This is a genomic window from Marinobacterium stanieri (assembly GCF_900155945.1).
GTDB classification, from domain to species: Bacteria; Pseudomonadota; Gammaproteobacteria; order Pseudomonadales; family Balneatricaceae; genus Marinobacterium; species Marinobacterium stanieri.
The window spans coordinates 620,136-642,689 of the sequence record NZ_FTMN01000001.1; the positions used below are offsets into that span (position 1 = coordinate 620,136).

The following is a 22,554-nucleotide window of genomic DNA, read 5'->3' on the forward strand; positions in this document are numbered from 1 at the left end:
GATCAGTCCAGTTCCAGAATTGACTCACCGATGGCATTCACAACGTTGTCGATCTCTTCACGTTCGACAATGAACGGCAGACCGAGCTGGATGGTGTCGCCGCCATAGCGGACGTAGAACCCTTTTTCCCAGCATTTCATGGCGATCTGATACGGGCGCAACGCAGGCTCACCCGGTGCAGATTCAATGGTGAGACCACCGGCAAGACCGTAGTTGCGGATGTCGCTTATGTAGCGTGTGCCTTTCAAACCGTGGAAGGATTCCTCGAAAATTTTGCTCATTTCGCGCACACGCGGAATCAGCTTGTCGTTCTCCAGCACATCCAGCGACGCCAGGGCTGCGGCACATGCCACCGGGTGACCGGAGTAGGTATAGCCGTGCGGAATTTCCATCATGTACTCGGGGCCACCGTTGTCCATGAAGGTCTGGTAGATCTCGTTCTTCACAATCACCGCGCCCATGGGGACAGCACCATTGGTAAGCTGCTTGGCCACGTTGATCATATCCGGCACTACACCGAACTCTTCCGCGCCGGTCCAGGAGCCCATGCGGCCAAAGCCGGTGATCACTTCATCAAAGATCAGCAGAATGTTGTGCTGGGTGCAGATCTCGCGCAGACGCTTGAGATAACCCTTGGGCGGAGGAATCACACCGGCCGAACCGGCCATGGGTTCAACGATGACGGCAGCGATGTTGGAGGCATCATGCAGGGCGATCAGCTCCAGCAGTTCGTCGGCCTTTTCCACACCGTTTTCCGGCATGCCCTGGCTAAACGCATTTTCCTTCAGCAGCGTGTGCGGCAGATGGTCTGCATCCACACCCTGGCCATAGAGTGCACGGTTGGCACCGATACCGCCCAGGCTGAAGCCACCAAAGTTGACCCCGTGATACCCCTTGCTGCGGCCGATCAATTTGGTTTTGGTGGGCATCCCCTTCTTGCGCCAGTAGGCACGGGCCATTTTCAGCGAGGTGTCGGCGCTCTCGGAGCCGGACCCGGTGAAGAACACATGGTCCAGTCCGTCCGGCGTCACCGAGGTAATGCGGTTGGCCAGCTCGAAGGCTTTGGGGTGGCCATACTGGAACGCCGGTGCGTAATCCAGCTGACGCAGTTGTTGCGCGACCGCCTCGGCGATCTCGGGACGGCAGTGACCGGCACCGCAGGTCCAGAGACCGGACAGGCCATCAAACACCTTGCGTCCGGTGCTGTCGGTCAGGTAACTACCCTGGGCTTCCACGAACATCCGCGGATCGTCCTTGAACTGGCGATTGGCAGTGTAGGGCATCCAGTAAGCTTCCAGCTGGTCCCGGCTCAGGCCAGCTGATTTACGCGCATCCAGATCAAACATATTCATTCCCTCATCAGGCTATGCAGAAAAGGCTTGTAGCACTCTTCACATCCAGACAAGCCTTCTGGAAACCCATAATCCAGTCCTCACAAGGGGGGATAAATCCAAAAGATCTTACTTTCAGTCAACCAAATACTTACCAAAAGGTAAAAACAAGTTTATGGTTTACCCACACATGGCCCCGATCTACTTGAGAGGTGTATATGTCAAAAACAAAAATAATGGGGCACATCGCGGGTGCCGATATCCGCATGTTGCGGATCTTTAAAGCGGTGGTGACCTGTGGTGGCTTTTCAGCCGCCGAATCGGAATTGAATATCAGCCGGGCGGCGATCAGTATCGCTATATCAGACCTGGAACAGCGGTTATCCCTCAAACTCTGCAGCCGAGGCCGCAGTGGTTTTTCGCTGACCGAAGAAGGTGAGCAGGTGTATATGGCGACGTTGCAATTGCTGTCGTCACATCAGGAGTTTCAGCGCCAGATCAACAGTATTCACGCCGAACTCAAAGGGGATCTGGATATCGGTATTACCGACTGTCTGGTGACACTGCCCCGAATGTTTATTACCGATTCGCTGAAGGTTTTGAAATCACGAGGGCCGGAGATCAATATCAACATCGAGATGATACCGGCCATCGATGTCATCAAGGCAGTTCTCGATGGCCGAATACAAACCGGCGTTGCGCCGGTCCTCACCAAAAACCCCAATCTCAACTACATCCACCTTTACGACGAAGAATCCAATCTCTACTGCAGCCGGGAACATCCCTTTTTCGATTATCCCGATCAGGACCTGACGCCCGAGCAGGTCTACCGCTGTGACATGGTATTCCCCTCCTACCAGCAGTCCCCGGAAGTACGCAGTCACTTTCAGCCCTTCAACAAAAGCGCCCAGGCATCTGACCGTGAAGGGATCGCCTTTCTGATTCTTACCGGTTGTTATATCGGCTATCTACCCACCCACTTTGCCCAGAAGTGGGTCGACAAGGGGATGATGCGCGCACTGCTGCCGCAGGAGTTTAATTTTGTGACGCCCTACGCCGCTGTTACGCGCAAGGACCTGGCGCCAAACCTGATTCTGTCCAACTTTCTCGATGCCCTGCAATCGCAAATGGCGCCGACATAAATACTTGATTTGCAATGTACGGCCATGCCGTTAAAAGCGGAATAAATCTTTTTATTTCAATCAATTAAATACGCCAAGCGGAGGCTGATAATGCCCGAAAATAATTTTTACCAATTGGGAAAGAAAACTTGCCAACATGAAAAACAGGGTTTATGTTGACCGCACGGTAAAAATTTCATAAACCATTAACGGCACTCTTCACGACACGAAAGGCTCCACCCGGAACCTTGTAAAAATAAGAATAAGAGGACGTAAAATGAAGAACGAAAACCCCGAGGTTTCATCTGCAGTCAGAGTAGGTGAATTCTACGAACTCAATACCGGTAGTGATGTTGCCAGCAGTAATCACTACAACGATGATATTGCCCCCACCAGTGTAAAAGAGCGCACCTGGAGTGTCTGGAACGTCGCCGCCCTTTGGGTCGGTATGGCGATCTGTGTGCCGACTTATACTCTGGGTGGCGTGCTCACGGCCTATTTTGGTTTATCCGTAACCGAAGCCCTGCTTGCCATCCTCGTTGCCAATATCATCGTCCTGATTCCCCTTACCCTGAACGCCTTTCCCGGCACCAAATTCGGTATTCCCTTCCCGGTTTTATTGCGCTCGTCCTTCGGCATGATCGGGTCCAATATTCCCTGCATGATCCGGGCGCTGGTTGCCTGTGGCTGGTTCGGGATTCAAACCATGTTTGGTGGTCTGGCGATTCACATACTGCTCTCCAACCTGGTCCCCGGCTGGGAATCACTGGGCGGTACCGGTGAAGTGATCGGTTTCTTTGCCTTCCTGGTATTGAACCTCTACATCGTGATCAAGGGTGCCGAGTCCATCAAGATCATGGAAACCCTGGCAGCACCGCTACTGCTGGCGGTCGGTATCGGCCTGATGATGTGGGCCAGCCCGAAAATTTCCTATGAAGCGCTGCTGTCCGCTCCGGCCAGCCGTCCTGAAGGCGCGTCCTTCTTCGGTTACTTTGCCGCAGGTGTCACCGCCATGGTGGGTTTCTGGGCCACGCTGTCGTTGAATATTCCTGACTTCAGCCGTTATGTGCGTTCGCAGAAAGACCAGATCGCCGGCCAGATCATCGGCCTGCCATTGACCATGTTCTTCTTTGCGGCCCTGGGTGTTGTCTTGACCGCTGCCTCCACCACGCTGGTGGGTGAAACCATCTCTGATCCGGTATCACTGATCGGCAAGATCGACAGCCCCTTCTGGGTGGTGATCGCGATGATCCTGATTATTATCGCCACACTCTCCACCAACACCGCCGCCAACATCGTCTCCCCCACCAACGATTTCCAGAACCTGGCACCGAAGAAAATCAACCAGACCCGCGGCGTACTGCTGACCGGCCTGATCGGCATTCTGCTGATGGGATGGGAGTTGCTGAAAAAACTGGGTGTCATCGAATCCGATGTCAGTGTTGAAGCCATGTACAGCGGCTGGCTGCTGGGCTACTCATCCCTGCTCGGCCCTATCGCGGGGATCATGATCGTGGATTACTTCCTGATCAAGCGCCAGCGACTGAGCCTGCCGGACCTGTACCTGACCGAGGGCGCCTATCGCGGTTTCAACATGAACGGTTTGATCGCCTTCGCGCTGCCCGTCGCCTTCACTCTGTATTCTCTGCTGACCGGACAGCTGAACTGGTTCTACCAGTACGGCTGGTTCACCGGTTCCATCAGCGGTGGCCTGATCTACTGGCTCATCGCTCGCAGCAGTACCGTACCGGTGACTCAACTGGTACCGCAGAACGATTGATCCCGGTGGCCCCGCGCCATGCGGGGCCGCCCTTCATGCTCGCTAAATTCGTTCACGCAGAGCCCGCTCTGCACCCAATGACTTGATTGAGGAGTCGTGCCTATGTCTATTGTTATCCGTAACGGCACTATCGTGAATGCTGACCAGACGTTCAGTGCTGATGTCTATTGTGAAGAAGGCAAAATCGTGGCCATCGGCAACGATCTTGATGTGCCCTCCAGCGCGAAGGAGATTGATGCATCAGGCCAGTATGTCATGCCCGGCGGCATCGACCCTCACACCCACATGCAGCTGCCCTTCATGGGCACCGTTGCCAGCGATGATTTCTTTACCGGTACAGCCGCAGGCCTGGCCGGTGGTAATACCTCCATCATTGATTTCGTGATTCCGGCCCCTCAGGAACCGCTGATGGACGCCTACCACAAATGGCGCGACTGGGCCGGCAAGGCCGCTGCGGATTACAGCTTCCACGTGGCCATCACCTGGTGGGACGAATCGGTCCATGCCGACATGGAAACACTGGTGAAGCACCACGGTGTAAACAGTTTCAAACACTTCATGGCCTACAAGAACGCCATCATGGCGGACGATGAAACCCTGGTGAAAAGCTTCCGCCGCTGCATGGAGCTGGGCGCGATTCCCACCGTGCATGCCGAGAACGGCGAGCTGGTGTTCCAGCTGCAGCAGGAGATGCTGAGCCAGGGTATGACCGGCCCGGAAGCACATCCGCTGTCACGTCCGCCGGTGGTGGAAGGCGAAGCGGCCAACCGTGCTATCCAGATTGCCCAGGTGATGGATGTGCCGATCTACCTGGTGCACGTGTCCTGCAAGGAGTCTCTGGATGCCATCACCCGTGCCCGCAATGAAGGTCAGCGCGTGTATGGCGAATGTCTGGCCGGCCACCTGGTAATCGACGAGAGCGTTTACCGTAACGAAGACTTCGAGTTTGCCGCTGCGCACGTGATGAGCCCGCCGTTCCGCTCCAAGGAACACCAATCGGCGCTGTGGAAAGGCCTTCAGGGTGGCAACCTGCACACCACCGCCACCGACCACTGCGCCTTCTGCGCCGAGCAGAAAGCCGCCGGCAAGGATGACTTCACCAAGATCCCCAACGGCACCGCCGGGGTGGAAGACCGCATGGCCGTCATGTGGGACTCGGGGGTGAACACCGGCAAACTGACCATGAACGAGTTTGTTGCCGTTACCTCGACCAACACGGCCAAGATCTTCAACATCTATCCGCAGAAAGGTTCGGTATCTGTGGGTGCCGATGCCGACCTGGTGGTCTGGGATCCGGAAGGCACACGCACCATTTCCGCCAAGACCCACCACCAGAACGTGGACTTCAACATTTTTGAAGGCCGCACGGTGAAAGGCATTCCGTCACACACCATCAGCCGCGGCAAGGTTGTCTGGGCCGACGGTCAGCTCAATGTTGAACCCGGTGCCGGTCGTTACATTAACCGCCCCGCCTTTAACCCGGTGTTCGATGCGCTGAATAAACAGGCTGAACTTAATGCTCCCAAACCGGTGAAACGCAATTAAAATCCCCTCCTGCGTTTAATTCACAAAGGGGCCTGAGGCCCCTTTCTTGTTTGAGGCCCCTTTTCATGTTCATGATCAGTGTATTCATTGTCTTTCTGGCCGGCGCCATGCTGCCCTTGCAGGCCGGTATCAACTCCCACCTTGCCCGCTTCAGCGGCAGTGCACTCTGGGCCTCGGCCATTTCATTTGTCATCGGCTGCCTGGTACTGATTGCCGTTAACCTGTCCATGCGCACGGCGCTTCCCAATGTCATGCAACTCAAGGAAGCACCGCTCTGGGCCTGGGTGGGCGGTTTTCTGGGCGCTTTCTTTGTCACGTCCATGGCGGTATTCGCGCCCAAGCTTGGTGCCTCCACCCTGATTGCACTGGTCATTGCCGGTCAGCTGATTACCGCCGTGGTGCTGGATCATTTCGGCCTGGCCGGATACGAAGCCTCGGAAACCAGCCTGACACGCATCGCTGGACTTGGCCTGGTGGCCGTGGGCGCATTTCTGACGCACCGGTTTTAACCCCGCGACCGGGAAAGGCCGGCAGAGCCGCCTTTCCCATGCACCAGTAAAGTACAGCCCGCCCCAACAATGATCACCATTTAACCACTTACTCTACTCATCCGATTGTCCCCGTCATCATCAAACCCACTTTAAATCCTATAAATATCAGCACCTTATAGACAAAATTATTTATTTTTCCAAAAGGTAAAAATATGGCATAGCCCCTGCAATAGAAGGTGTATCTGTTTTCAACAGCATCAGAGGATGGCATATGGAACACCTAAAAAAAGAAACATCATCCATGGTGAAGGTCGGTGAGTTCTATGAACTCAACGCCGGCTCTGACCTCGAACAAAGCCTTCACTACAACGAGGATATTGCACCGACTCAGGTCAAGGAGCGCACCTGGAGTTTGTGGAATGTCGCCGCGCTCTGGGTAGGGATGGCGATTTGCGTTCCGTCCTACACACTGGGCGGCGTGTTAACGGCCTACTTCGGACTCTCTGTCCCCGAAGCGCTGTTCGCTATACTGCTGGCCAATATCATCGTCCTGGTACCGCTGACCCTGAACGCCTTTCCCGGCACCAAGTTCGGTATTCCCTTCCCTGTGGTACTGCGCTCTTCCTTTGGCATGCTCGGGTCCAATATTCCCTGCCTGATTCGTGCGCTGGTTGCCTGTGGCTGGTTTGGTATCCAAACCCTGTTTGGCGGCCTGGCCATTCATATCGTCTTGTCCAACCTGGTACCGGGCTGGGAATCCCTCGGCGGTACCGGTGAGGTGATCGGCTTCTTCGCTTTCCTGGTACTGAACCTCTATATCGTCATCAAGGGTGCCGAGTCGATCAAACTGATGGAAACGCTGGCGGCCCCGCTGCTGCTGGCAGTCGGTATCGGCCTTATGATGTGGGCCAGCCCCCAGGTGTCATACGAAGCTCTGCTGACAACACCGGCAAACCGTCCAGAGGATGCATCCTTCTGGGGCTACTTCTTTGCCGGCGTCACCGCCATGGTGGGCTTCTGGGCCACACTGTCACTGAACATTCCTGACTTCAGCCGCTACGTGCGCTCGCAGAAAGACCAGATCATCGGCCAGACTCTGGGCCTGCCACTGACCATGTTCTTCTTCGCCGCGCTGGGTGTGGTGATGACGGCCGCCTCACCTGCACTGGTGGGCGAAACCATTTCCGATCCGGTAACCCTGATCAGCAAGATCGACAGCCCGGTCTGGGTGGTGATTGCCATGATCGTAATTATCATCGCAACCCTGTCGACCAACACCGCAGCCAACATCGTGTCGCCGACCAATGATTTCCAGAATATCGCGCCGAAGAAGATCAACCAGACCCGCGGCGTGCTGCTGACCGGTCTGATCGGCATTCTGCTGATGAGCTGGGAATTGCTCAAAAAGCTGGGCTGGATTGAATCTGATGTGAGCGTGGAAGCGATGTACAGCGGCTGGCTGCTGGGCTACTCATCCCTGCTGGGACCGATTGCCGGCATCATGATTGTGGATTATTTCGTGGTGCGCCGTCAGAACTACGAGCTGGCCGAGCTGTACAAAACCCATGGCGCCTACAGCGGTTTTAACCGTCACGGCCTGACCGCCTTCTTTGTACCAGTGGCACTGACTGTGTTCTCACTGGTTACCGGCGAACTGAGCTGGTTCTATCAGTACGGCTGGTTTACCGGTTCCTTCCTGGGCGGTCTGGTGTACTGGCTGAGTACGCGCACAGTGCCCTTCTCGGTAGCGATCAATCAGCAGGCGATTGAGACCAAGTAACCCATAATTCCTTCAGAAATGCTCGCCGCTATTCACTTAGCGGCGAACATTTTCCTTTCTGCTATCAGGCCGCTTCATGCAGTGCAGCGGTCAAATCCATAATTGCCTGCTTGCCATCACCAAACAGCATCACGGCGTTATCCCGTGCAAACAGAGGATTGGGCAATCCGGCAAAGCCGGGGCTCAGGCTGCGTTTCACCACCACGACATTGCGCGCCTGATCCACATTCAGAATCGGCATGCCGTAGATGGGACTGCCCTTGTCTTCACGGGCCATGGGGTTGGTGACATCGTTGGCACCAATCACAATCGCCACGTCGGTTTTGCTGAAGTTGGGATTGGACTGCTCCATGGTTTTCATGGCGTCATACTCCACTTCCGCTTCCGCCAGCAACACATTCATGTGACCCGGCATACGACCGGCGACCGGGTGAATGGCAAACTCGACGGTGGTGCCCCGGCTTTGCAGTGTATCGGCCAGCTCCCGCACCGCATGCTGTGCCTGTGCCATGGCCATACCGAATCCGGGTACGATCACTACACGCTCGGCACCGTCCAGCAGCATGCTGACTTCGTCTGGGGAGGATGAGGTAACCTTGCCCTCATACACCTCGTCAGCATCCACACTGTTGGCATCCGCTTCAGCCATCTTGCCGAACAGCACATTGGCCAGAGACCGGTTCATGGCGACGCACATGATCTGGGTAAGGATGATGCCCGACGCCCCCACCAGCGCACCGGAGACGATCAATACCGTGTTGCCCATGATGAAACCGGCAGCCGCCGCCGCAATACCGGAATAGGAGTTCAGCAGCGCAATCACCACCGGCATATCCGCCCCGCCTATCGGCATCACGAGCGTGACCCCGAGAATCAGGGCGACACCTACCAACACGGCAAAACCACCAGCCCCAGCCTGACCGGTCACCAGCATCCAGGCCGTTGCCAGTGCTACCAGCAGCAGGCCCAGATTGATGAACTTCATGCCGCTGAAGCCAATGGGCTGGCCGGGCAGAATTTCCTGCAGCTTGGCAAAGGCCACGGCGCTGCCGGAAAAGGTCACCGTACCGATCAATACCGCCAACATGGCCGCGCCATTGGCCAGCATCAGCGTTGGTCCCGAAAGGTCACCACCCTGCGCCAGCACACTGAAATAGCTGGCCGCCGCGACGCCAAGGGATGCACCGCCACCCAGACCATTCAGAATTGCGACCATCTGCGGCATGGCCGTCATCTGCACACGCCGGGCCATCACCGCACCAATCAGCGCGCCCAGAGCAAGGCCAGCCGCCACCAGGGTGTAGTCAATCACCTGACGGTCCAACAGGGTGACGACGATGGCCACGAGCATGCCCAGTGCCGCCAGACGATTGCCCCTCAACGCCGTTTTGGGGCGCGTCAGGCCCTTGATACCCAGCACAAACAGCAGTGCGGCCAGCAGATAAAACAGGTTAATTACCATCGCATTCATCTTCAGCCCCTCCGCTTGAACATGCCCAGCATGCGCTGGGTCACCATAAAGCCACCCACCACATTGATGGTGGCAAAGACGATGGCGATGAACCCCAGTGCCTGTACCAGCACACCGGACTCACTGCCGGAGCCGGCCGCCAGAATGGCACCGACAATGGTGATACCCGAGATGGCGTTACTGCCCGACATCAGCGGGGTATGAAGTGTGGGCGGCACCTTGGTAATAAGTTCGACACCAAGGAACACCGCCAGCGCGAACAGAGACAGCAGGATAATGAACGTTTCCATCAGGCAACCTCCTCCATCGCCGGCTCTTCACTCAGCGGCGCCAGTCCGGCCAGGTTTCGGATGCGCTCATGCACAATCTCACCGCCCCGGGTTACCACGGCCTGCTGGATAATTTCGTCATCGAAATCCAGTGTGTAACCGCCGTCGTCATCCAGAATCAGGTTGAGGAAGTTTTCCAGGTTGTTACCAAACATCTGGCTGGCATGGTGGGCCAGGGTGGAGGCGATGTTGTCCGGCCCGATGATGGTGATGCCGTGCTCGGTTATCACCTTGCCGTGCTGTGTCAGCTCGCAGTTACCGCCGCGCTCAGAGGCCAGATCGACAATAATGGTGCCCGGTTTCATCGCATGTACCATCTCAGCGGTAATCAACACCGGAGAGCGCGCACCCGGCACCGCCGCCGTGGTGATGACAATGTCCTGCTCGGCCAGTACCTGGGTCATTTGCTCACGCTGGCGACGCAGGAAATCGTCGCTTTGTGCCTGTGCATAACCACCCTGCCCTTCGGTGGCTTCAGCCTCCAGGTCCAGCTCGACAGGTTTGGCCCCCACCGACAGAATCTGCTCCCGTGCCGCCGGGCGCACATCATAGGCTTCCACCACAGCCCCGAGACGCTTGGCGGTGGCCGCCGCCTGCAGTCCGGCAACGCCCGCGCCCATGATAAAGACCCGTGCAGGGCTGAGGTTACCGGCAGCAGTCATCATCATCGGGTAAATACGTTGGGAGGATGTGGCGGCCATCAGCACAGCCTTGTAACCGGCCAGTGTCGCCATGGAGGAGAGCACATCCATGCTCTGGGCGCGGCTGATCCGCGGGATCAACTCCATGGCCACGGCATTGACGCCCTTATCGGCCAGGGCAAAAAACTTGCCGGCATCGGTCAGCGGGTCCAGCATGCCGATCAGCAACTGACCGGCGCGCAATTCCGAAGCACAGTTCGAAACACCCTGACCGCTCAGGTTCACGCTCAGAATCATGTCGGCCTGCTCGTATACTGCAGCGGCATTGGATACCACCTCAGCACCAGCATCACGGTAGGCCTGATCATCAAAGCCGGCGGCCTGCCCGGCCTCAGTTTCGATCAGAAATCTCAGTCCTTTGGCGCTCAAACGCTGAATATTGTCCGGTATCAGCGCAACACGGGCTTCATTGAGTGCGACTTCCTTGGGAATACCAATTTTCATCTTTACTCTCCACGAGCCGCCCCTTTCTTCAGACAACAGAACGCCGTGCACGTGAATTACGCGCAAAAACAGGCCTGTCGGAAAGAATATGATCGGAAGCGGGCTCGGTTTTTCTTAGATTTATAATTAGAGCCGTTGGGTGGAAACCATAAACAGACCCGGGATGCGTGGGCCCGCCTATGGTTTCCGGGGTGAAATCAGCCGTTCGCCTGGTTCAGCACCGCCTGGAAGAGGACATTGCAGCCGGCATGCAGGTCAGCTGGATCCGCATTCTCTTCTTCGTTGTGACTGATACCGTTCTCACAGGGCACAAATACCATGCCTGTGGGCGCGACGCGGGAGATGTAGCAGGCATCGTGACCGGCACCGCTGACAATGTCGCGATGGCTGTAGCCGGCATCTTTTGCCGCCTGACGTACAGACTCAACACAGCCCTTGTCGAACGGCACGGGCGGGGAGTACCAGATCTCTTCAAACTTCATTTCCAGATGCAGTTCATCGGCGATACGGGCGCTGATTTCGCGCAGCTGCTGATCCATCTTGGAAAGGATTTCATCATTGGGGTGACGGAAATCCACAGTGAAGAAGACTTCACCCGGAATGACGTTACGGGAGTTGGGGAACACCTGCAGCAGACCGACAGTGGCACAGGCATTGGGCTGGTTGGTCAGGCCGATCTGATTCACTTCATCAATGATCTGGGCGGCACCGACCAGGGCATCCTTACGGCGCAGCATCGGCGTCGGGCCGGCGTGCGCTTCCTGACCGGTCAGAGTGACTTCATACCAGCGCTGGCCCTGAGCATCGGTCACCACGCCAATGGTGGTGTCCTCTTCTTCAAGGATCGGCCCCTGTTCAATGTGGGCTTCAAAGAAGGCTTTTACCGGGCTGCCGACTTCGTGCTCACCGGCATAGCCGATACGGTCCAGCTCCTCGCCCATGGTTTTACCGTCCAGGTCGGCGCGGCTCAGGCCATATTCAAGGTCGAATACGCCAGCAAAGACACCGGATGACACCATTGCCGGGGCAAAGCGCGAGCCTTCCTCGTTGGTCCAGATGGACGCTTCAACCGGATGCTCGGTTTCGATGTTGTTGTCGTTCAGGGTACGGATCACTTCCAGACCGGCCAACACACCGTACACACCATCAAACTTGCCACCCGTGGGTTGGGTGTCTATGTGGCTGCCCATCACCACCGGCGGCAGATCATTGTTGCGGCCGGGGCGACGGGCAAAGACGTTACCCATCTTATCGATGCGAATGCTGCACCCGGCCTCTTCACACCATTTGATAAACAGGTCGCGGGCTTGCTTATCCAGGTCGGTCAGAGCCAGACGGCAGCAACCACCTTTTTCGGTGCCACCGATCTCGCCCATTTCCATCAAACTGTCCCAGAGTCGCTGCTGGTTGGTTTTAATATCTTTCATCGCCTACTAGCTCCTGCTTTGAATCTTTCGCTACAGCGTTTAAAACCAGCACTGCCCCTTGCAGCCGGGCAGTGCTGCAAGCGGTCTTACTTCTTGTTGAAGTGAGGAATGATGTGCTTGCCGTATTTCTCGACAATGCTTTCCTCGTCGCCGCTATCCAGGTAGATGTTGAACTGAGTGGTACCCGCTTCTTCCAGGTGGCGCAGCTTGGCAATGTGCTCGTCGACACCACCCAGTACACAGAAGTCTTCCACGATGTCTTCGGTGATGAAGTCCAGATAGGGGTTGTCGCTCTGACCATGCTTGGAATAGTCGTAGCCCTTACGGTTTTCGATGTAGGAGGTCAGGCTTTCCGGTACCAGACCACTGTGAGCGCCGTATTTCTCGACGATATCGGCTACGTGGTTACCCACCATGGCCGGGAACCAGCGGGTCGCTTCGATGCAGCGCTCGCGGGTGCCGAAGTACGCCGGAGCAGAGGCGATTACCTGGTAGTTGCTCATGTCGCGGCCCGCTTCCTTACCGGCTGCCAGAGCCTGATCCGTAAACCACTTCACCAGTGCCGGAGAGGCGATCTGCAGAATCACACCGTCACCGAATTCACCGGCGGTTGCCAGTGCTTTGGGGCCGTACGCGCCGATGTAGACCGGCAGCTCATAGCCTTCCGCCCAGGGGAACTTAACCGGGGCTGGGCACTCGCCGTACTGCACTTCATCACCGCGCACCATGCCTTTTACGGCCTGAGTGAACTCGGCCACACGGGCCAGGTTGGCCGGCTTTTTACCCAGTACACGAACACCGCTATCACCACGGCCAAGGCCGACGTGGAAACGGCCACCGCTCTGCAACGCCAAGCTGCCGAACAGGCTTGCTGCCTGCGACCAGTCACGGGCGTTAGGATGGGTTACACAAGGGCCGAAGCTGATCTTGGAAGTGTGCTCCATGCACATGGCGATGGCCGGATAGCACTCACGCCAAAGCACATGCGAATCGTAGAACCAGCAATGGGTGAAACCGGCTTCTTCAGCCTGTTTAGCCAGATTACGTGCGCGTTCAGGGCTGATGAAGCCTTTGAAAGTAATACCGAAATCCATAATTATTCTCCTAAGTGTTCAGTATTGTGTCTTGACGTTAGTGGTCCGGTGCCCAGATCTTGATACCGGCATGGGTAAAGGGCACTTTCTTGGAAATGTTCAGACGGATCAGGATGGGTGTGATCGCTTCGATACAGCGCGCATTGACCACCGGGCCGGCGTTGTAGGCTTTCACATCCAGGCTGGCAATCAGATCGATCACCTTCTCTTTGGCTTCCAGGCTGTTGCCGCACACCAGAATGTCGCAGTTAATGGCGTGGCCAAGATTGTTTAGCGTGGCGGCCGAGACGTTGTGCAGCGCGCCGACCACCGGGATTTCATCACCCAGAAGCGCCTGAGCCGCTTCAGTGGCTGAGCCTTCAGCCGGCATGTCCACTGCTTTGGGGTCACCATCGGCCAAAGGCACCACGATATCGACCAGGATCTTGCCCACCAGCTGTTCACGAATGGCTTCCAGGGTGGCGTTATGGGCCGAGAAGGGCACTGCCAGAATGACAATTTCATCGGCTGCAGCAGTGGCTTCGGCATTACCGGCACCCGAGATCTGGCCTTCGACTGACGCCTGTTTGGCATTCAGCTCTTCCGCGATTTCGGCTGCGCGTGCGCCATCACGCGAACCCAGTACGACATCAATACCCGCGGCCGCAAAACGCAGTGCCAGCCCTTTTCCCTGAGGACCTGTGCCCCCCAAAATTGCTATCTTCATCGAAATAGATCCTCTTGTTGTGGTCGGACAAGATCGCGTGCGGAGCTTTCGCTCTTCTGCCAATCAATGCCTTTGAAAATCAGAACCGGCTTCTTGCCCTCTTTGCTCATCAGCAGCCCGGAAGCCGCCGCTATCTCGTCGGCCAGCGCCGGCACCGTGACCGAGAGCACTCGGCCATAGGCATCCCGTTCGCCTGCCATATCAATCTTGCTGGGGACGTTGGCCAGGCCTACCGCCACATTGACCAGCCCCATGCGCCAGGGGCGCCCGAACGTATCGGTGATGATCACACCCAGCTGCTTGCCGCTGCCCTGCTCCAGTGCCTGGCAGATATTGCGGGCACTCTGGTCCGGGTCTTTCGGCAGCAGGATCACCTTGCCGGCCGCATCCACGTTGGATTCATCCACCGCCGCGTTGGCGCAGATAAAGCCCAGACGATGTTCGGCGATGATGGTGCCTTCGGTCTGTTCAGGGCGTTTGGAGGTGCGAACCAGTCGGCTGGATTCGGACAACACCACCTCAACCTTGCGTGGGTCCTTAGCCAACTCATTCGCCAGTCGCAGTGCTTCCGGCGAGGGCTCAACGGTATTCAGATCAACAATCTGGCCTTCCGCCTTGGAAACCACCTTGTGGGCAATCACCAAAATATCTCCGTCATCCAGTGACTGACGGTTGGTATCCAGGGCGGCCAGAATGATCTCCGGCAGGTTATCGCCCGGCTGGATATCGGGGATGCCATCAACGGTTTGCATCACCACATCGGTACTGCTTCGGCTAGTGTTTTGCGTATCCATGACCTTCCCCTACGCCGTTTTCGGCACACTGCCGGCAGCCACCCGAAACAGGTCACTGGGCAGGTCGATATCAAATGACAGTTTTTCCAGATACAACCGCTTCGCCTGCAGTCCCAGCTGCAGCGCAGACAACAGATGTGCGCGGCAGGACTGGGGGCCATAGCTAAACGGCATGGCATCAGGCGGTGTGGTCAACAGTGCATTGGTGCCGCCGTCATAGGAGGGGCAGACCACTACCGAGCCGTGCTGGCGTGGCTGATCCAGCAGTGTGGCCAGCTCGCCTTGATCCAGGGTTTCAATATCACCGGGCACCACCAGCTGAGATTCAACGCCGCGCGAACGGTTGTAGCGGGCAGCGGCTTCAACCGCCGCGTTCAAACCGGCGTCGGCCTGCTGCAGCACTTCCGCGCCTTCGGCTTCCGCCAGCTGCCGGACTTCCTCGGATACAGTCACCACCAGCAGGTTGTGCTCGGGGAAACGGCTGCGAAAGAAACAGACGTTGCGTTCAAAGAGGGTCAGTGCCAGCGCCTTGCGTTCGCCTTGGCTCAGTACTTCCGACAGACGGCCTTTGGCCTGGTCCGGACACTTCATGGGAATAACGATTGAGAGTTTCATGCGTGCCTCCTAACCTGCTTGCTGCAACTCGGGCGTCTGCCGAGCGGTGCATGATTGATAGGCGTGCACGATGCTTTCAGCCAGGCGCACCTTGTTGGCCCGGTTGAACATCAGGGTATCGGTAACCAGCACATGCTCGATCCGCTGCTCAACCGCACTCAGATAAGCCCGGTCCTGCTGGTCGATCACCAGCGCATCGACCACTCCGCTGTAGAAATCCGCCACACCCTGAACGTCCGCTCGATAACCGGCTGCCAGCATCATCTTGTCCGCTGGCCCTTTCACCGTCTGGCCCGCCACCAGCGGAGACACCGCCACCTTGAAGGCCGATGAGAGCTCCAGCGCTTCACGGATGCCGGGCACCGACAGGATGGGGTTGATGCTGACAATGGGGTTGCTGGGGGCAATGACGATCATGTCGGCCTGAGCAATGGCGTGAAGTGCTTCCGGTGTTGCCTCCGCCTGATCGATGCCGACCACACGGCACTCCAGCACGTCCGGCTGGCAGCCCCATTTAACGAAGAAGTCCTGAAACGCCACCCAGCCGTTTTCGGTTTTCACCTGGTTCTGAATCACATCATCGGTGGGCAAAATGATCGGCACATCCAGACCAAACGACTCCGCAATGCGTCGTGCAATCTCGGTGGGTCGCATGCCTTGATGACGCAGCTGGGTACGCAAAATGTGGGTGGCAAAATCCCTGTCGCCCAGATACATCCAGGTATCCGCGCCCAGCGCCTTGAGCTGGTCCAGTACACGGTTGCTTTCATCCACCAGACCCCAGCCCTTGTTGCGGTCGATGTTGTCGGTAAGCGTGTAGGTGAGGGTATCGATATCCGGGGATACCCAAAGCCCGTGGAAGTCCTGATCATCGGCCACATTGCCGATCAGGCTCAGGTTGTCGGCAAAGCGGCTGTGGGCAAAGCCTTCCGCCATTTTGGCGCCGCCGACACCGCCACAGAGCATGACGATATTGGGTGAGGAATGGGCATTCATCAGATCACTCCCCGGCTGGTCGCGATCAACTGAACACCCTGGGAAGCAGCCAGCACTTCTGAGCTGGACACTTCAGGCGTGTACTCATAGCCCTGCACAACCTTGTACAGGGTGTTGCGGCGTACGGGCTCACGCCCCGCTTCACCGATCATGCGCACCATATCCTCAGGCACGATCTCCTGACCGTTCTTGCCACCGGCGGCACGGGAGATGCTTTCATTCATCAGGGTGCCGCCCAGATCATTGGCCCCGGATTTCAGCATCTGCTGGGCATACTCCGGCCCCAGCTTGACCCAGGACGCCTGGATATTGTCGACCCAGCCGTTGAGCATCAGGCGTGAAACCGCATGCATGCGGATATTTTCTTCCGGTGTCGGGCCCGGTCGTACATCACCGTTTTTTACGTAGAGTGGTGATTCATAATGCACAAAACCCAGAGGTACAAACTCGGTAAAACCACCGGTCTGCTTTTGAATATCGCGGATTTTGCCAATATGCGCGGCCCAATGTTCGGGGCTATCAATATGGCCGTACATGATGGTGGCGGTGGTGGGCAAACCCAATTGATGAGCGGTGGTAATAATCTCAACCCACTGCTCCGTGGTGAGTTTATCCCGCGTCAGCTGCTGGCGGATTTCAACATCCAGAATTTCAGCCGCCGTGCCGGGCATAGACCCCAAACCATGGTCAATCAAGTCCTGAATAAACTCGGCCACGCTGACTTTGCTTTTTAATGCGCCAAACCAGATTTCGAACGGCGAAAAGGCATGAATATGCATCGCCGGAACCTGTTTCTTAATGGCCTTGAGAATATCGCGGTAGAAGCTGCCATCAATATCGGGGTGCAGGCCGCCCTGAATACACACCTCGGTTGCACCACGATCCCAGGCTTCCTGCGCGCGCCCTGCAATCTCACCCAGGCTCAACAACTCGGCGCCCTGCTCCTCTTTGCGCTTGGCAAAGCCGCAGAACTTGCAGCCCATATAGCAAACATTGGTGTAGTTGATATTTCGGGTGATGACGAAGCTGGCCTGGTCTCCAACGGCCTGCTTGCGTACGTAATCAGCCGTCGCAACCAAAGCATCTAGCTCGGCACCTTCTGCCTGAAACAGCTTCACGGCATCCGCTTCGGAGAGTTCGATTCCGGCCAGAACCGAAGTGAGAATATGGCGCACCGATGAACTGATCCCAGCGAACATTCTGAGCAGTTTGTGGTGTTCAGTTTTATCGGTTCTCAGACTTAAAACACTGGGAGCATTCATGATTCTTTCCTTAACGCATTTAGATGAAACCTAAGAAAAGACGTAGCCATTCTGTTTTACAGAACATAAACGCCTGGGCCGGTCCTAAAACTGCTGCACAGGAATAAACATGAATAAGGCGAATAGAAAGGAAGTCAGCGGCGCATAATTCAGGCGCAAGGGTACATTGCCCATGCATATCAAAATCAGGCGCATCTTGTGATGAAGCGGAATACTCCGTTTCTCCATCACACCCTATCTCCGTCTTTATTCTTATTTTCGGCTTCAGGTTTTCGCTACAAACTTTTTACCAAACGGTAAAGTTATACTAGATCAAATTTTGCCAAACGGTCAAGAAATTAAACACAAAAAATATCAGCCCTTTTAAATGACTGTAACTTAATGATTTTTAATGATTTTATACATCGACAGCCTGATCTATGCCGATGAGAGCAGGCAAAAATTTCACACCACTGCACAACAGATCAGACATTTGGAAGAGAAGTTTCGAGGGTGAATTGAGCGGAACAGGGTGAGCGGCAGGCAATAAAAAACCGGTGCCGCTCAGGGAGCTGACACCGGTTCTGTGAAGACGGGCGGGCTTACTTCATGCCCAGGCCCTTGATGATCACATGGGTCAGAAAGTCGATCGCGTTCTGGAAGTCTTCATCATCCAGCGAGTCTTTGCCCAGGGACAGGCTCACCTGTGCCGAGAAGTCGGCGTAGGTCTGAGTGGCTGACCAGATCAGGAAGAAAAGATGGTAAGGGTCTACCGCATCGATACGCCCTTCCGCAATCCAGCTGCGTACCAGCTTTACATCTTCTTCCAGTACAGGCAGCAGATGATTCTGCAGGTACTCTTTCAGATAAGGCGCACCGTTGATGATCTCGATGGCAAACACCTTGGATGCATCAGGGTTGGTACGCGACATCTCCACCTTGCCCTGAATATAGTTGCGTACCATGTCGGCCGGTTCCTTGCCCTGCTGTTCCAGCAGCTGCATCTTGTCGACCCAAAGGCTCAGGATATTGGACAGTACGCGCTTATAAAGCACTTCTTTCGAGGGAAAGTAATAAAGCAGGTTCTGCTTCGACATGCCGGCTTTATCGGCAATGGCTTCAATCGACGTGCCGTTGTAGCCATTCATGGCAAACAGCCCTTCGGCGGCACTCAGTACAGTAGCTTCATGCGCTTCCCGAATACGGGAGCGACGGCGGGGTTTCTGTTCAACAGTTTCTTCCGCTGAAATCGGCATTCTTTACATCCAAATAGATAAGTGACTCTGGGTGTATCTTACCAGATGGTAACTATTGAGTTGTCATATCCGGCGAAGCGCCCGTGAACATACCCAAACTCTAGTCCAATTGCATGACAACTACATCACGCCTTACGTAGGGGTATGCGTAACGGAGCACCCTGCCGGGCCGGCAGCTGGCGCAGGAAACAAAACCGATTGGGGATTTTACTTAGGTCGGGTGGCCTACGTAACAATCGCTGGCTATAGTATTGTGCATGCAAGACAAGGAAAGCCGTGCGGGTGAGTTGCATAGCATGGTGACAGTCGGCACTCAAGGAAGGACAACCAGGGATGATGACTCCTCTTCACTAATACGCTTTACCTCTGATGGCCTGCCGACTGCCGTTTCTGGCTATACCCGTTACGTGTGTTCTTCAGGCGAAAACATACCTTTCAGGCTGTTCTACGGAAAATATTTTATTATTTTTCAATAAGTTATTGCTCCATAGCCAGAGTTAAAAGGTATACCCGCTAATAATTATTATGAGGTAGTAGACCTCATAAATGGACTGTTAGCACCACGAGGCTTCAAGAATGATCAAACGTATTTTGGCTATAATTTCGGTGATATTTTCTGCCTCAGTTTTGGCTGGGGAGCTATCTGAACCAGAGGTATATTGGGTGACGGTCGGAGAAAAAGCCCCTGAGATTTTGACTAAGAACCAAAGCACTAGTTCACCATTTCTGTTAGTTACGGTGCCGGTTAAGGTTTTCCCCCTAAAGCGAGAGTTGCCTGACCTGAACGTGTTCGTGTTCCCTGAGAGCAAAATGGTTTCTGGGCTACGAGGCGATCGTGTTTTTGAAACTATCGAGGAGTGCGAAGCATCCAAAACCGTTATCGCGAAGGTATTGGTCTCGTTGTTTCCATTAAAATACATAGGGGAAATGAGCAAATATCAATTCAAGTCAAAGTCGGGTAAAACCATTGCGGGTGTTTCATGCGTTAAACTAGGCGCTTTCGTTGATCTTTCAGTTGAAGTAACTAATCCTGAACTCGAAAAAGAAATGATGAAGAACTGGAGGTAAGTGTGCTAACAAGTTACAGCATTGGACCGCAGCTGCGCTGCGGCCACTGTGTAAAGCGTTATAGCTACTGAGTTTAGTATGGGTCCAGATGAATATAGAGTGAAGTTGGACGATAAGGTGCGTAACTTTAGTGTTTCGCTTATGAATAACACTAAGTGGCATGAGGTGCTTTATCTTATAGCCCAAACCAATGTGGAAATAAGATTTTCGACGGTCTGGGAGGAGAGGTTTTCTCGACCCCAGGAGGTCAAATCACCAATTTTTCATGAAGAGTATCTGGGAGATGGTTGTCTTGTCGGAGGGCCTATTTTCTATAAGGAAATTCGTGAGTTGAGAATTGCTCGATTTCAGCAGTTACGGGACTCGAGGACAGGAGCGATGTATAAAGATGAATCATGTAGCCAACATTTGCTCAACTCATTAGAAAAGTTAGGACAGCTCCCTTTAACTATAGGTGATGACGAAATCATCTTATGTGCCTATGCGTAGTAGCTATAACAAGTAATTGTAGTCGCCGCGCAAGCGGGCTGGGACCTCCGCTGCTACGCAGCTCCGGACCCTAAATTATGCGTTAGCTGAAATTTAAGTTGGGATTGATAATGCTTAGAACTATAGCGGCTTGCTATTTCATATTTGGAGCTTTGTTCTTCGGAACTGTATCCGCTGAGGAACTTGTTACAAAAAACAAGGAAACAATTAAAGAAATAAGTAAAATGTTAATCAAGCTGGATGTGAATAAAATAGTGTATCAAGTGTGCGATAAGTACACATACTTCTTAAACCCTGAAGAAGAAAGGAAAGCATTTCCTGATAAACACTATATTATTCCAAGTGATGATCCGCTTTATAAAGAATTGGTTACTATAGCAAAAGGCTCAAGGCATGAATACTGTGACTACAATTATAGCGAGTTTGTTGAAGAAGCTTTTGAGCAGTTTTTAAGTGAAGGTGATTTTTTTAGCATGTATTTCCCTGCTATTGAACGAATAGTAAAAGGGAAACCAGCATCGGGAGACCAAGATAGTGTATTTGAAGCATTAGATAGATCTGTAGAAAAGTACCTTTTGAAACAAAGGAAGCCAACACTTGAGAAGTACTTTAAAAAGGTCGGCGAACTTCACGAACGGTATTGGGCCTGTGAGTCTTGTTAATATTTCAGCTAACAATCAACAGCCAAACCGCTCGCCATTGTGGTGCCAGAGGCAAGTATGGGCAAACGATTTGCCTGCCTCTTATGTGGACGTTAGGAATTAATCGTATGCGCAACATCTTCTCAGCCAAAGGGCGGGCTTCTCGGAGAGAGTTCCTGATTATATTTATCGTAATCAGCGTCTTATGGCTAGGGTTAGGCTATCTTCTTCAGCAACTAGTGGACCCAGTAACTAATTCAGATACCTACTATCTAAGCAAAATCCTTTTCCAAGTAGTTTCACTCATGTCCGTTACACCGATAATGCTGCGGCGAATTCATGACATCCACTTGCCTGGATACGTCCTAACCGTATTCTACATTGCTGTTCCATTTTCATTTTCGACTCTTCTCTATTTGAAGAGTGCTTTTAAAATAGAGTCAATCGATATCACATGGGCAACATCATGGCCAATGCTGGTACTCTATGGCCTCAATTTTTTCGTTTTAATCATGCTATTTTTCTACAAAAGCTACCCTGATCCTAACCGCTGGGGTAGCACTAACAACGCGTCAATTAGGACTGATCTTCCCCCGGTTTAGTGGACGCCTAACAAGAATGCATTGTTCACAAATACGATTTTTTCACCTCGGCGTCACAGCACTCTACTTCGGCTTCGAATGTATGCGCTACATATCAAAGGATCAAACATGAAGAACCCGGGAAAATTGTTCTTCTTTTGTGGAAAGATGGGGGCAGGCAAGTCAACAAAGTCCAAAGAAGTGGCTGCCGAGCACAATGCTGTCTTGCTATCAGAAGACGAATGGCTAGCGGCACACTTTCCTGACCAAATTAAGTCATTCGATGACTACATCCAGTACTCAAATCGCATAAAACCATTTGTCAGAAAGCACGTTCAAAGCCTTCTGTGTGTCGGGGTCAATGTCGTGATGGACTTCCCTGCAAACACGGTGAAGCAAAGGTCGTGGTTTGCGTCTCTTTGTAGCGAGATAAGCTGTGAACACGCGCTTTTGTACCTCGATGTAAGCGACGATCAGTGCCTGTCTCAAATCGCAAAGCGCCGTGTTGAGCAGCTGGAAAGAGCACACTTTGATACTGAGTCAGTGTTTCATCACGTCACCCGGTACTTTGAAGCACCCAGCTCTGATGAAGGTTTGAACATAGTGCGTGTTGAATGAAACACATAAGTGGCACCAGCACAGCGCGGACGTCG

Annotated in this window: 21 protein-coding genes; 9 read left to right on the forward strand and 12 right to left on the reverse strand. The window is 54.3% G+C overall.

The features are described 5' to 3' along the window. Window positions 1–2: 2 nt before the first annotated feature. Window positions 3–1,346 carry an omega-aminotransferase AptA gene (aptA, locus tag BW956_RS02865; protein WP_076460651.1) on the reverse strand — a complete coding sequence of 448 codons (1,344 nt, stop codon included), beginning with the start codon at window positions 1,344–1,346 and terminating at the stop codon, window positions 3–5. A gap of 203 nt (window positions 1,347–1,549) precedes the next feature. On the opposite strand from aptA, the gene BW956_RS02870 reads away from it, so the two are divergent. The 5 genes from BW956_RS02870 (at window position 1,550) to BW956_RS02890 (ending at window position 8,048) form a co-directional block, all read left to right on the forward strand. After that, window positions 1,550–2,473, forward strand: a complete 924-nt coding sequence (locus BW956_RS02870; RefSeq protein ID WP_029510971.1) for a LysR family transcriptional regulator — start codon at window positions 1,550–1,552, stop codon at window positions 2,471–2,473. A gap of 256 nt (window positions 2,474–2,729) precedes the next feature. Further along, entirely contained in the window at window positions 2,730–4,232 is a 1,503-nt protein-coding gene (locus tag BW956_RS02875) for an NCS1 family nucleobase:cation symporter-1 (RefSeq protein WP_010322135.1), read from the forward strand. 102 nt (window positions 4,233–4,334) lie between these two features. Further along, window positions 4,335–5,777 (forward strand): dihydropyrimidinase, encoded by a 1,443-nt coding sequence (gene hydA, locus BW956_RS02880; RefSeq protein WP_076460653.1) that lies wholly within the window; start codon window positions 4,335–4,337, stop codon window positions 5,775–5,777. A gap of 65 nt (window positions 5,778–5,842) precedes the next feature. Next, entirely contained in the window at window positions 5,843–6,286 is a 444-nt protein-coding gene (locus tag BW956_RS02885) for a DMT family transporter (protein ID WP_010322133.1), read from the forward strand. Between the two features lie 253 nt (window positions 6,287–6,539). Continuing rightward, complete coding sequence (locus BW956_RS02890) at window positions 6,540–8,048, forward strand: NCS1 family nucleobase:cation symporter-1 (protein WP_076460655.1); 1,509 nt, start codon at window positions 6,540–6,542, stop codon at window positions 8,046–8,048. Between the two features lie 64 nt (window positions 8,049–8,112). Here the strand turns inward: BW956_RS02890 and BW956_RS02895 are convergent, their stop codons facing one another. The 11 genes from BW956_RS02895 to BW956_RS02945 form a co-directional block, all read right to left on the reverse strand. Beyond that, the gene (locus BW956_RS02895; protein ID WP_076460657.1) at window positions 8,113–9,519 is read right to left on the reverse strand and encodes an NAD(P)(+) transhydrogenase (Re/Si-specific) subunit beta; all 1,407 of its coding nucleotides are present in this window, start codon (window positions 9,517–9,519) and stop codon (window positions 8,113–8,115) included. Between the two features lie 2 nt (window positions 9,520–9,521). Further along, window positions 9,522–9,809 (reverse strand): NAD(P) transhydrogenase subunit alpha part 2, encoded by a 288-nt coding sequence (locus BW956_RS02900; RefSeq protein WP_076460659.1) that lies wholly within the window; start codon window positions 9,807–9,809, stop codon window positions 9,522–9,524. After that, window positions 9,809–10,993 carry a Re/Si-specific NAD(P)(+) transhydrogenase subunit alpha gene (locus BW956_RS02905; protein WP_076460661.1) on the reverse strand — a complete coding sequence of 395 codons (1,185 nt, stop codon included), beginning with the start codon at window positions 10,991–10,993 and terminating at the stop codon, window positions 9,809–9,811. The genes BW956_RS02900 and BW956_RS02905 overlap by 1 nt, the downstream gene beginning before the upstream one ends. Window positions 10,994–11,190: 197 nt before the next feature. Beyond that, the gene (locus tag BW956_RS02910) at window positions 11,191–12,420 is read right to left on the reverse strand and encodes a Zn-dependent hydrolase (protein ID WP_076460662.1); all 1,230 of its coding nucleotides are present in this window, start codon (window positions 12,418–12,420) and stop codon (window positions 11,191–11,193) included. A gap of 86 nt (window positions 12,421–12,506) precedes the next feature. Then, window positions 12,507–13,514, reverse strand: coding sequence for a TIGR03842 family LLM class F420-dependent oxidoreductase (locus BW956_RS02915; RefSeq protein WP_076460664.1), 1,008 nt, complete (start codon window positions 13,512–13,514; stop codon window positions 12,507–12,509). Window positions 13,515–13,551: 37 nt separating this feature from the next. After that, on the reverse strand, window positions 13,552–14,220 hold the full coding sequence (gene npdG, locus BW956_RS02920; RefSeq protein WP_076460666.1) for an NADPH-dependent F420 reductase: 669 nt from the start codon (window positions 14,218–14,220) through the stop codon (window positions 13,552–13,554). Further along, window positions 14,217–15,014: a coenzyme F420-0:L-glutamate ligase gene (gene cofE / locus BW956_RS02925; protein WP_083702905.1), complete on the reverse strand. Its 798-nt coding sequence runs from the start codon at window positions 15,012–15,014 to the stop codon at window positions 14,217–14,219. The genes npdG and cofE overlap by 4 nt, the downstream gene beginning before the upstream one ends. A gap of 9 nt (window positions 15,015–15,023) precedes the next feature. Continuing rightward, window positions 15,024–15,629, reverse strand: coding sequence for a 2-phospho-L-lactate guanylyltransferase (gene cofC / locus BW956_RS02930; RefSeq protein WP_076460668.1), 606 nt, complete (start codon window positions 15,627–15,629; stop codon window positions 15,024–15,026). Window positions 15,630–15,638: 9 nt separating this feature from the next. After that, on the reverse strand, window positions 15,639–16,625 hold the full coding sequence (gene cofD, locus BW956_RS02935; RefSeq protein WP_076460670.1) for a 2-phospho-L-lactate transferase: 987 nt from the start codon (window positions 16,623–16,625) through the stop codon (window positions 15,639–15,641). After that, on the reverse strand, window positions 16,625–17,887 hold the full coding sequence (gene cofH, locus BW956_RS02940) for a 5-amino-6-(D-ribitylamino)uracil--L-tyrosine 4-hydroxyphenyl transferase CofH (protein ID WP_076460672.1): 1,263 nt from the start codon (window positions 17,885–17,887) through the stop codon (window positions 16,625–16,627). The genes cofD and cofH overlap by 1 nt, the downstream gene beginning before the upstream one ends. Window positions 17,888–18,468: 581 nt before the next feature. Then, the gene (locus BW956_RS02945) at window positions 18,469–19,122 is read right to left on the reverse strand and encodes a TetR family transcriptional regulator C-terminal domain-containing protein (protein WP_076460674.1); all 654 of its coding nucleotides are present in this window, start codon (window positions 19,120–19,122) and stop codon (window positions 18,469–18,471) included. Window positions 19,123–19,698: 576 nt separating this feature from the next. Between BW956_RS02945 and BW956_RS02950 the strand changes: the two genes are divergently transcribed. The 4 genes from BW956_RS02950 to BW956_RS02970 all read left to right on the forward strand — a co-directional run bounded on the left by BW956_RS02950 (window position 19,699) and on the right by BW956_RS02970 (window position 22,519). After that, entirely contained in the window at window positions 19,699–20,190 is a 492-nt protein-coding gene (locus BW956_RS02950; RefSeq protein WP_076460676.1) for a hypothetical protein, read from the forward strand. Window positions 20,191–20,789: 599 nt separating this feature from the next. Beyond that, complete coding sequence (locus BW956_RS02960) at window positions 20,790–21,341, forward strand: hypothetical protein (RefSeq protein ID WP_076460680.1); 552 nt, start codon at window positions 20,790–20,792, stop codon at window positions 21,339–21,341. A 107-nt stretch (window positions 21,342–21,448) separates the two neighbouring features. After that, entirely contained in the window at window positions 21,449–21,922 is a 474-nt protein-coding gene (locus tag BW956_RS22850) for a DUF805 domain-containing protein (protein WP_076460682.1), read from the forward strand. Between the two features lie 108 nt (window positions 21,923–22,030). After that, on the forward strand, window positions 22,031–22,519 hold the full coding sequence (locus BW956_RS02970; RefSeq protein ID WP_076460684.1) for a P-loop nucleotide/nucleoside kinase family protein: 489 nt from the start codon (window positions 22,031–22,033) through the stop codon (window positions 22,517–22,519). The last annotated feature ends 35 nt before the right edge of the window (window positions 22,520–22,554 follow it).

Coding starts and splice junctions, on each gene's coding strand:
- aptA (WP_076460651.1), bottom strand. CDS start 1,346: ATGTTTGATCTGGATGCGCGTAAATCAGCTGGCCTGAGCCGGGACCAG.
- BW956_RS02870 (WP_029510971.1), top strand. CDS start 1,550: ATGTCAAAAACAAAAATAATGGGGCACATCGCGGGTGCCGATATCCGC.
- BW956_RS02875 (WP_010322135.1), top strand. CDS start 2,730: ATGAAGAACGAAAACCCCGAGGTTTCATCTGCAGTCAGAGTAGGTGAA.
- hydA (WP_076460653.1), top strand. CDS start 4,335: ATGTCTATTGTTATCCGTAACGGCACTATCGTGAATGCTGACCAGACG.
- BW956_RS02885 (WP_010322133.1), top strand. CDS start 5,843: ATGTTCATGATCAGTGTATTCATTGTCTTTCTGGCCGGCGCCATGCTG.
- BW956_RS02890 (WP_076460655.1), top strand. CDS start 6,540: ATGGAACACCTAAAAAAAGAAACATCATCCATGGTGAAGGTCGGTGAG.
- BW956_RS02895 (WP_076460657.1), bottom strand. CDS start 9,519: ATGAATGCGATGGTAATTAACCTGTTTTATCTGCTGGCCGCACTGCTG.
- BW956_RS02900 (WP_076460659.1), bottom strand. CDS start 9,809: ATGGAAACGTTCATTATCCTGCTGTCTCTGTTCGCGCTGGCGGTGTTC.
- BW956_RS02905 (WP_076460661.1), bottom strand. CDS start 10,993: ATGAAAATTGGTATTCCCAAGGAAGTCGCACTCAATGAAGCCCGTGTT.
- BW956_RS02910 (WP_076460662.1), bottom strand. CDS start 12,420: ATGAAAGATATTAAAACCAACCAGCAGCGACTCTGGGACAGTTTGATG.
- BW956_RS02915 (WP_076460664.1), bottom strand. CDS start 13,514: ATGGATTTCGGTATTACTTTCAAAGGCTTCATCAGCCCTGAACGCGCA.
- npdG (WP_076460666.1), bottom strand. CDS start 14,220: ATGAAGATAGCAATTTTGGGGGGCACAGGTCCTCAGGGAAAAGGGCTG.
- cofE (WP_083702905.1), bottom strand. CDS start 15,014: ATGGATACGCAAAACACTAGCCGAAGCAGTACCGATGTGGTGATGCAA.
- cofC (WP_076460668.1), bottom strand. CDS start 15,629: ATGAAACTCTCAATCGTTATTCCCATGAAGTGTCCGGACCAGGCCAAA.
- cofD (WP_076460670.1), bottom strand. CDS start 16,625: ATGAATGCCCATTCCTCACCCAATATCGTCATGCTCTGTGGCGGTGTC.
- cofH (WP_076460672.1), bottom strand. CDS start 17,887: ATGAATGCTCCCAGTGTTTTAAGTCTGAGAACCGATAAAACTGAACAC.
- BW956_RS02945 (WP_076460674.1), bottom strand. CDS start 19,122: ATGCCGATTTCAGCGGAAGAAACTGTTGAACAGAAACCCCGCCGTCGC.
- BW956_RS02950 (WP_076460676.1), top strand. CDS start 19,699: ATGATCAAACGTATTTTGGCTATAATTTCGGTGATATTTTCTGCCTCA.
- BW956_RS02960 (WP_076460680.1), top strand. CDS start 20,790: ATGCTTAGAACTATAGCGGCTTGCTATTTCATATTTGGAGCTTTGTTC.
- BW956_RS22850 (WP_076460682.1), top strand. CDS start 21,449: ATGCGCAACATCTTCTCAGCCAAAGGGCGGGCTTCTCGGAGAGAGTTC.
- BW956_RS02970 (WP_076460684.1), top strand. CDS start 22,031: ATGAAGAACCCGGGAAAATTGTTCTTCTTTTGTGGAAAGATGGGGGCA.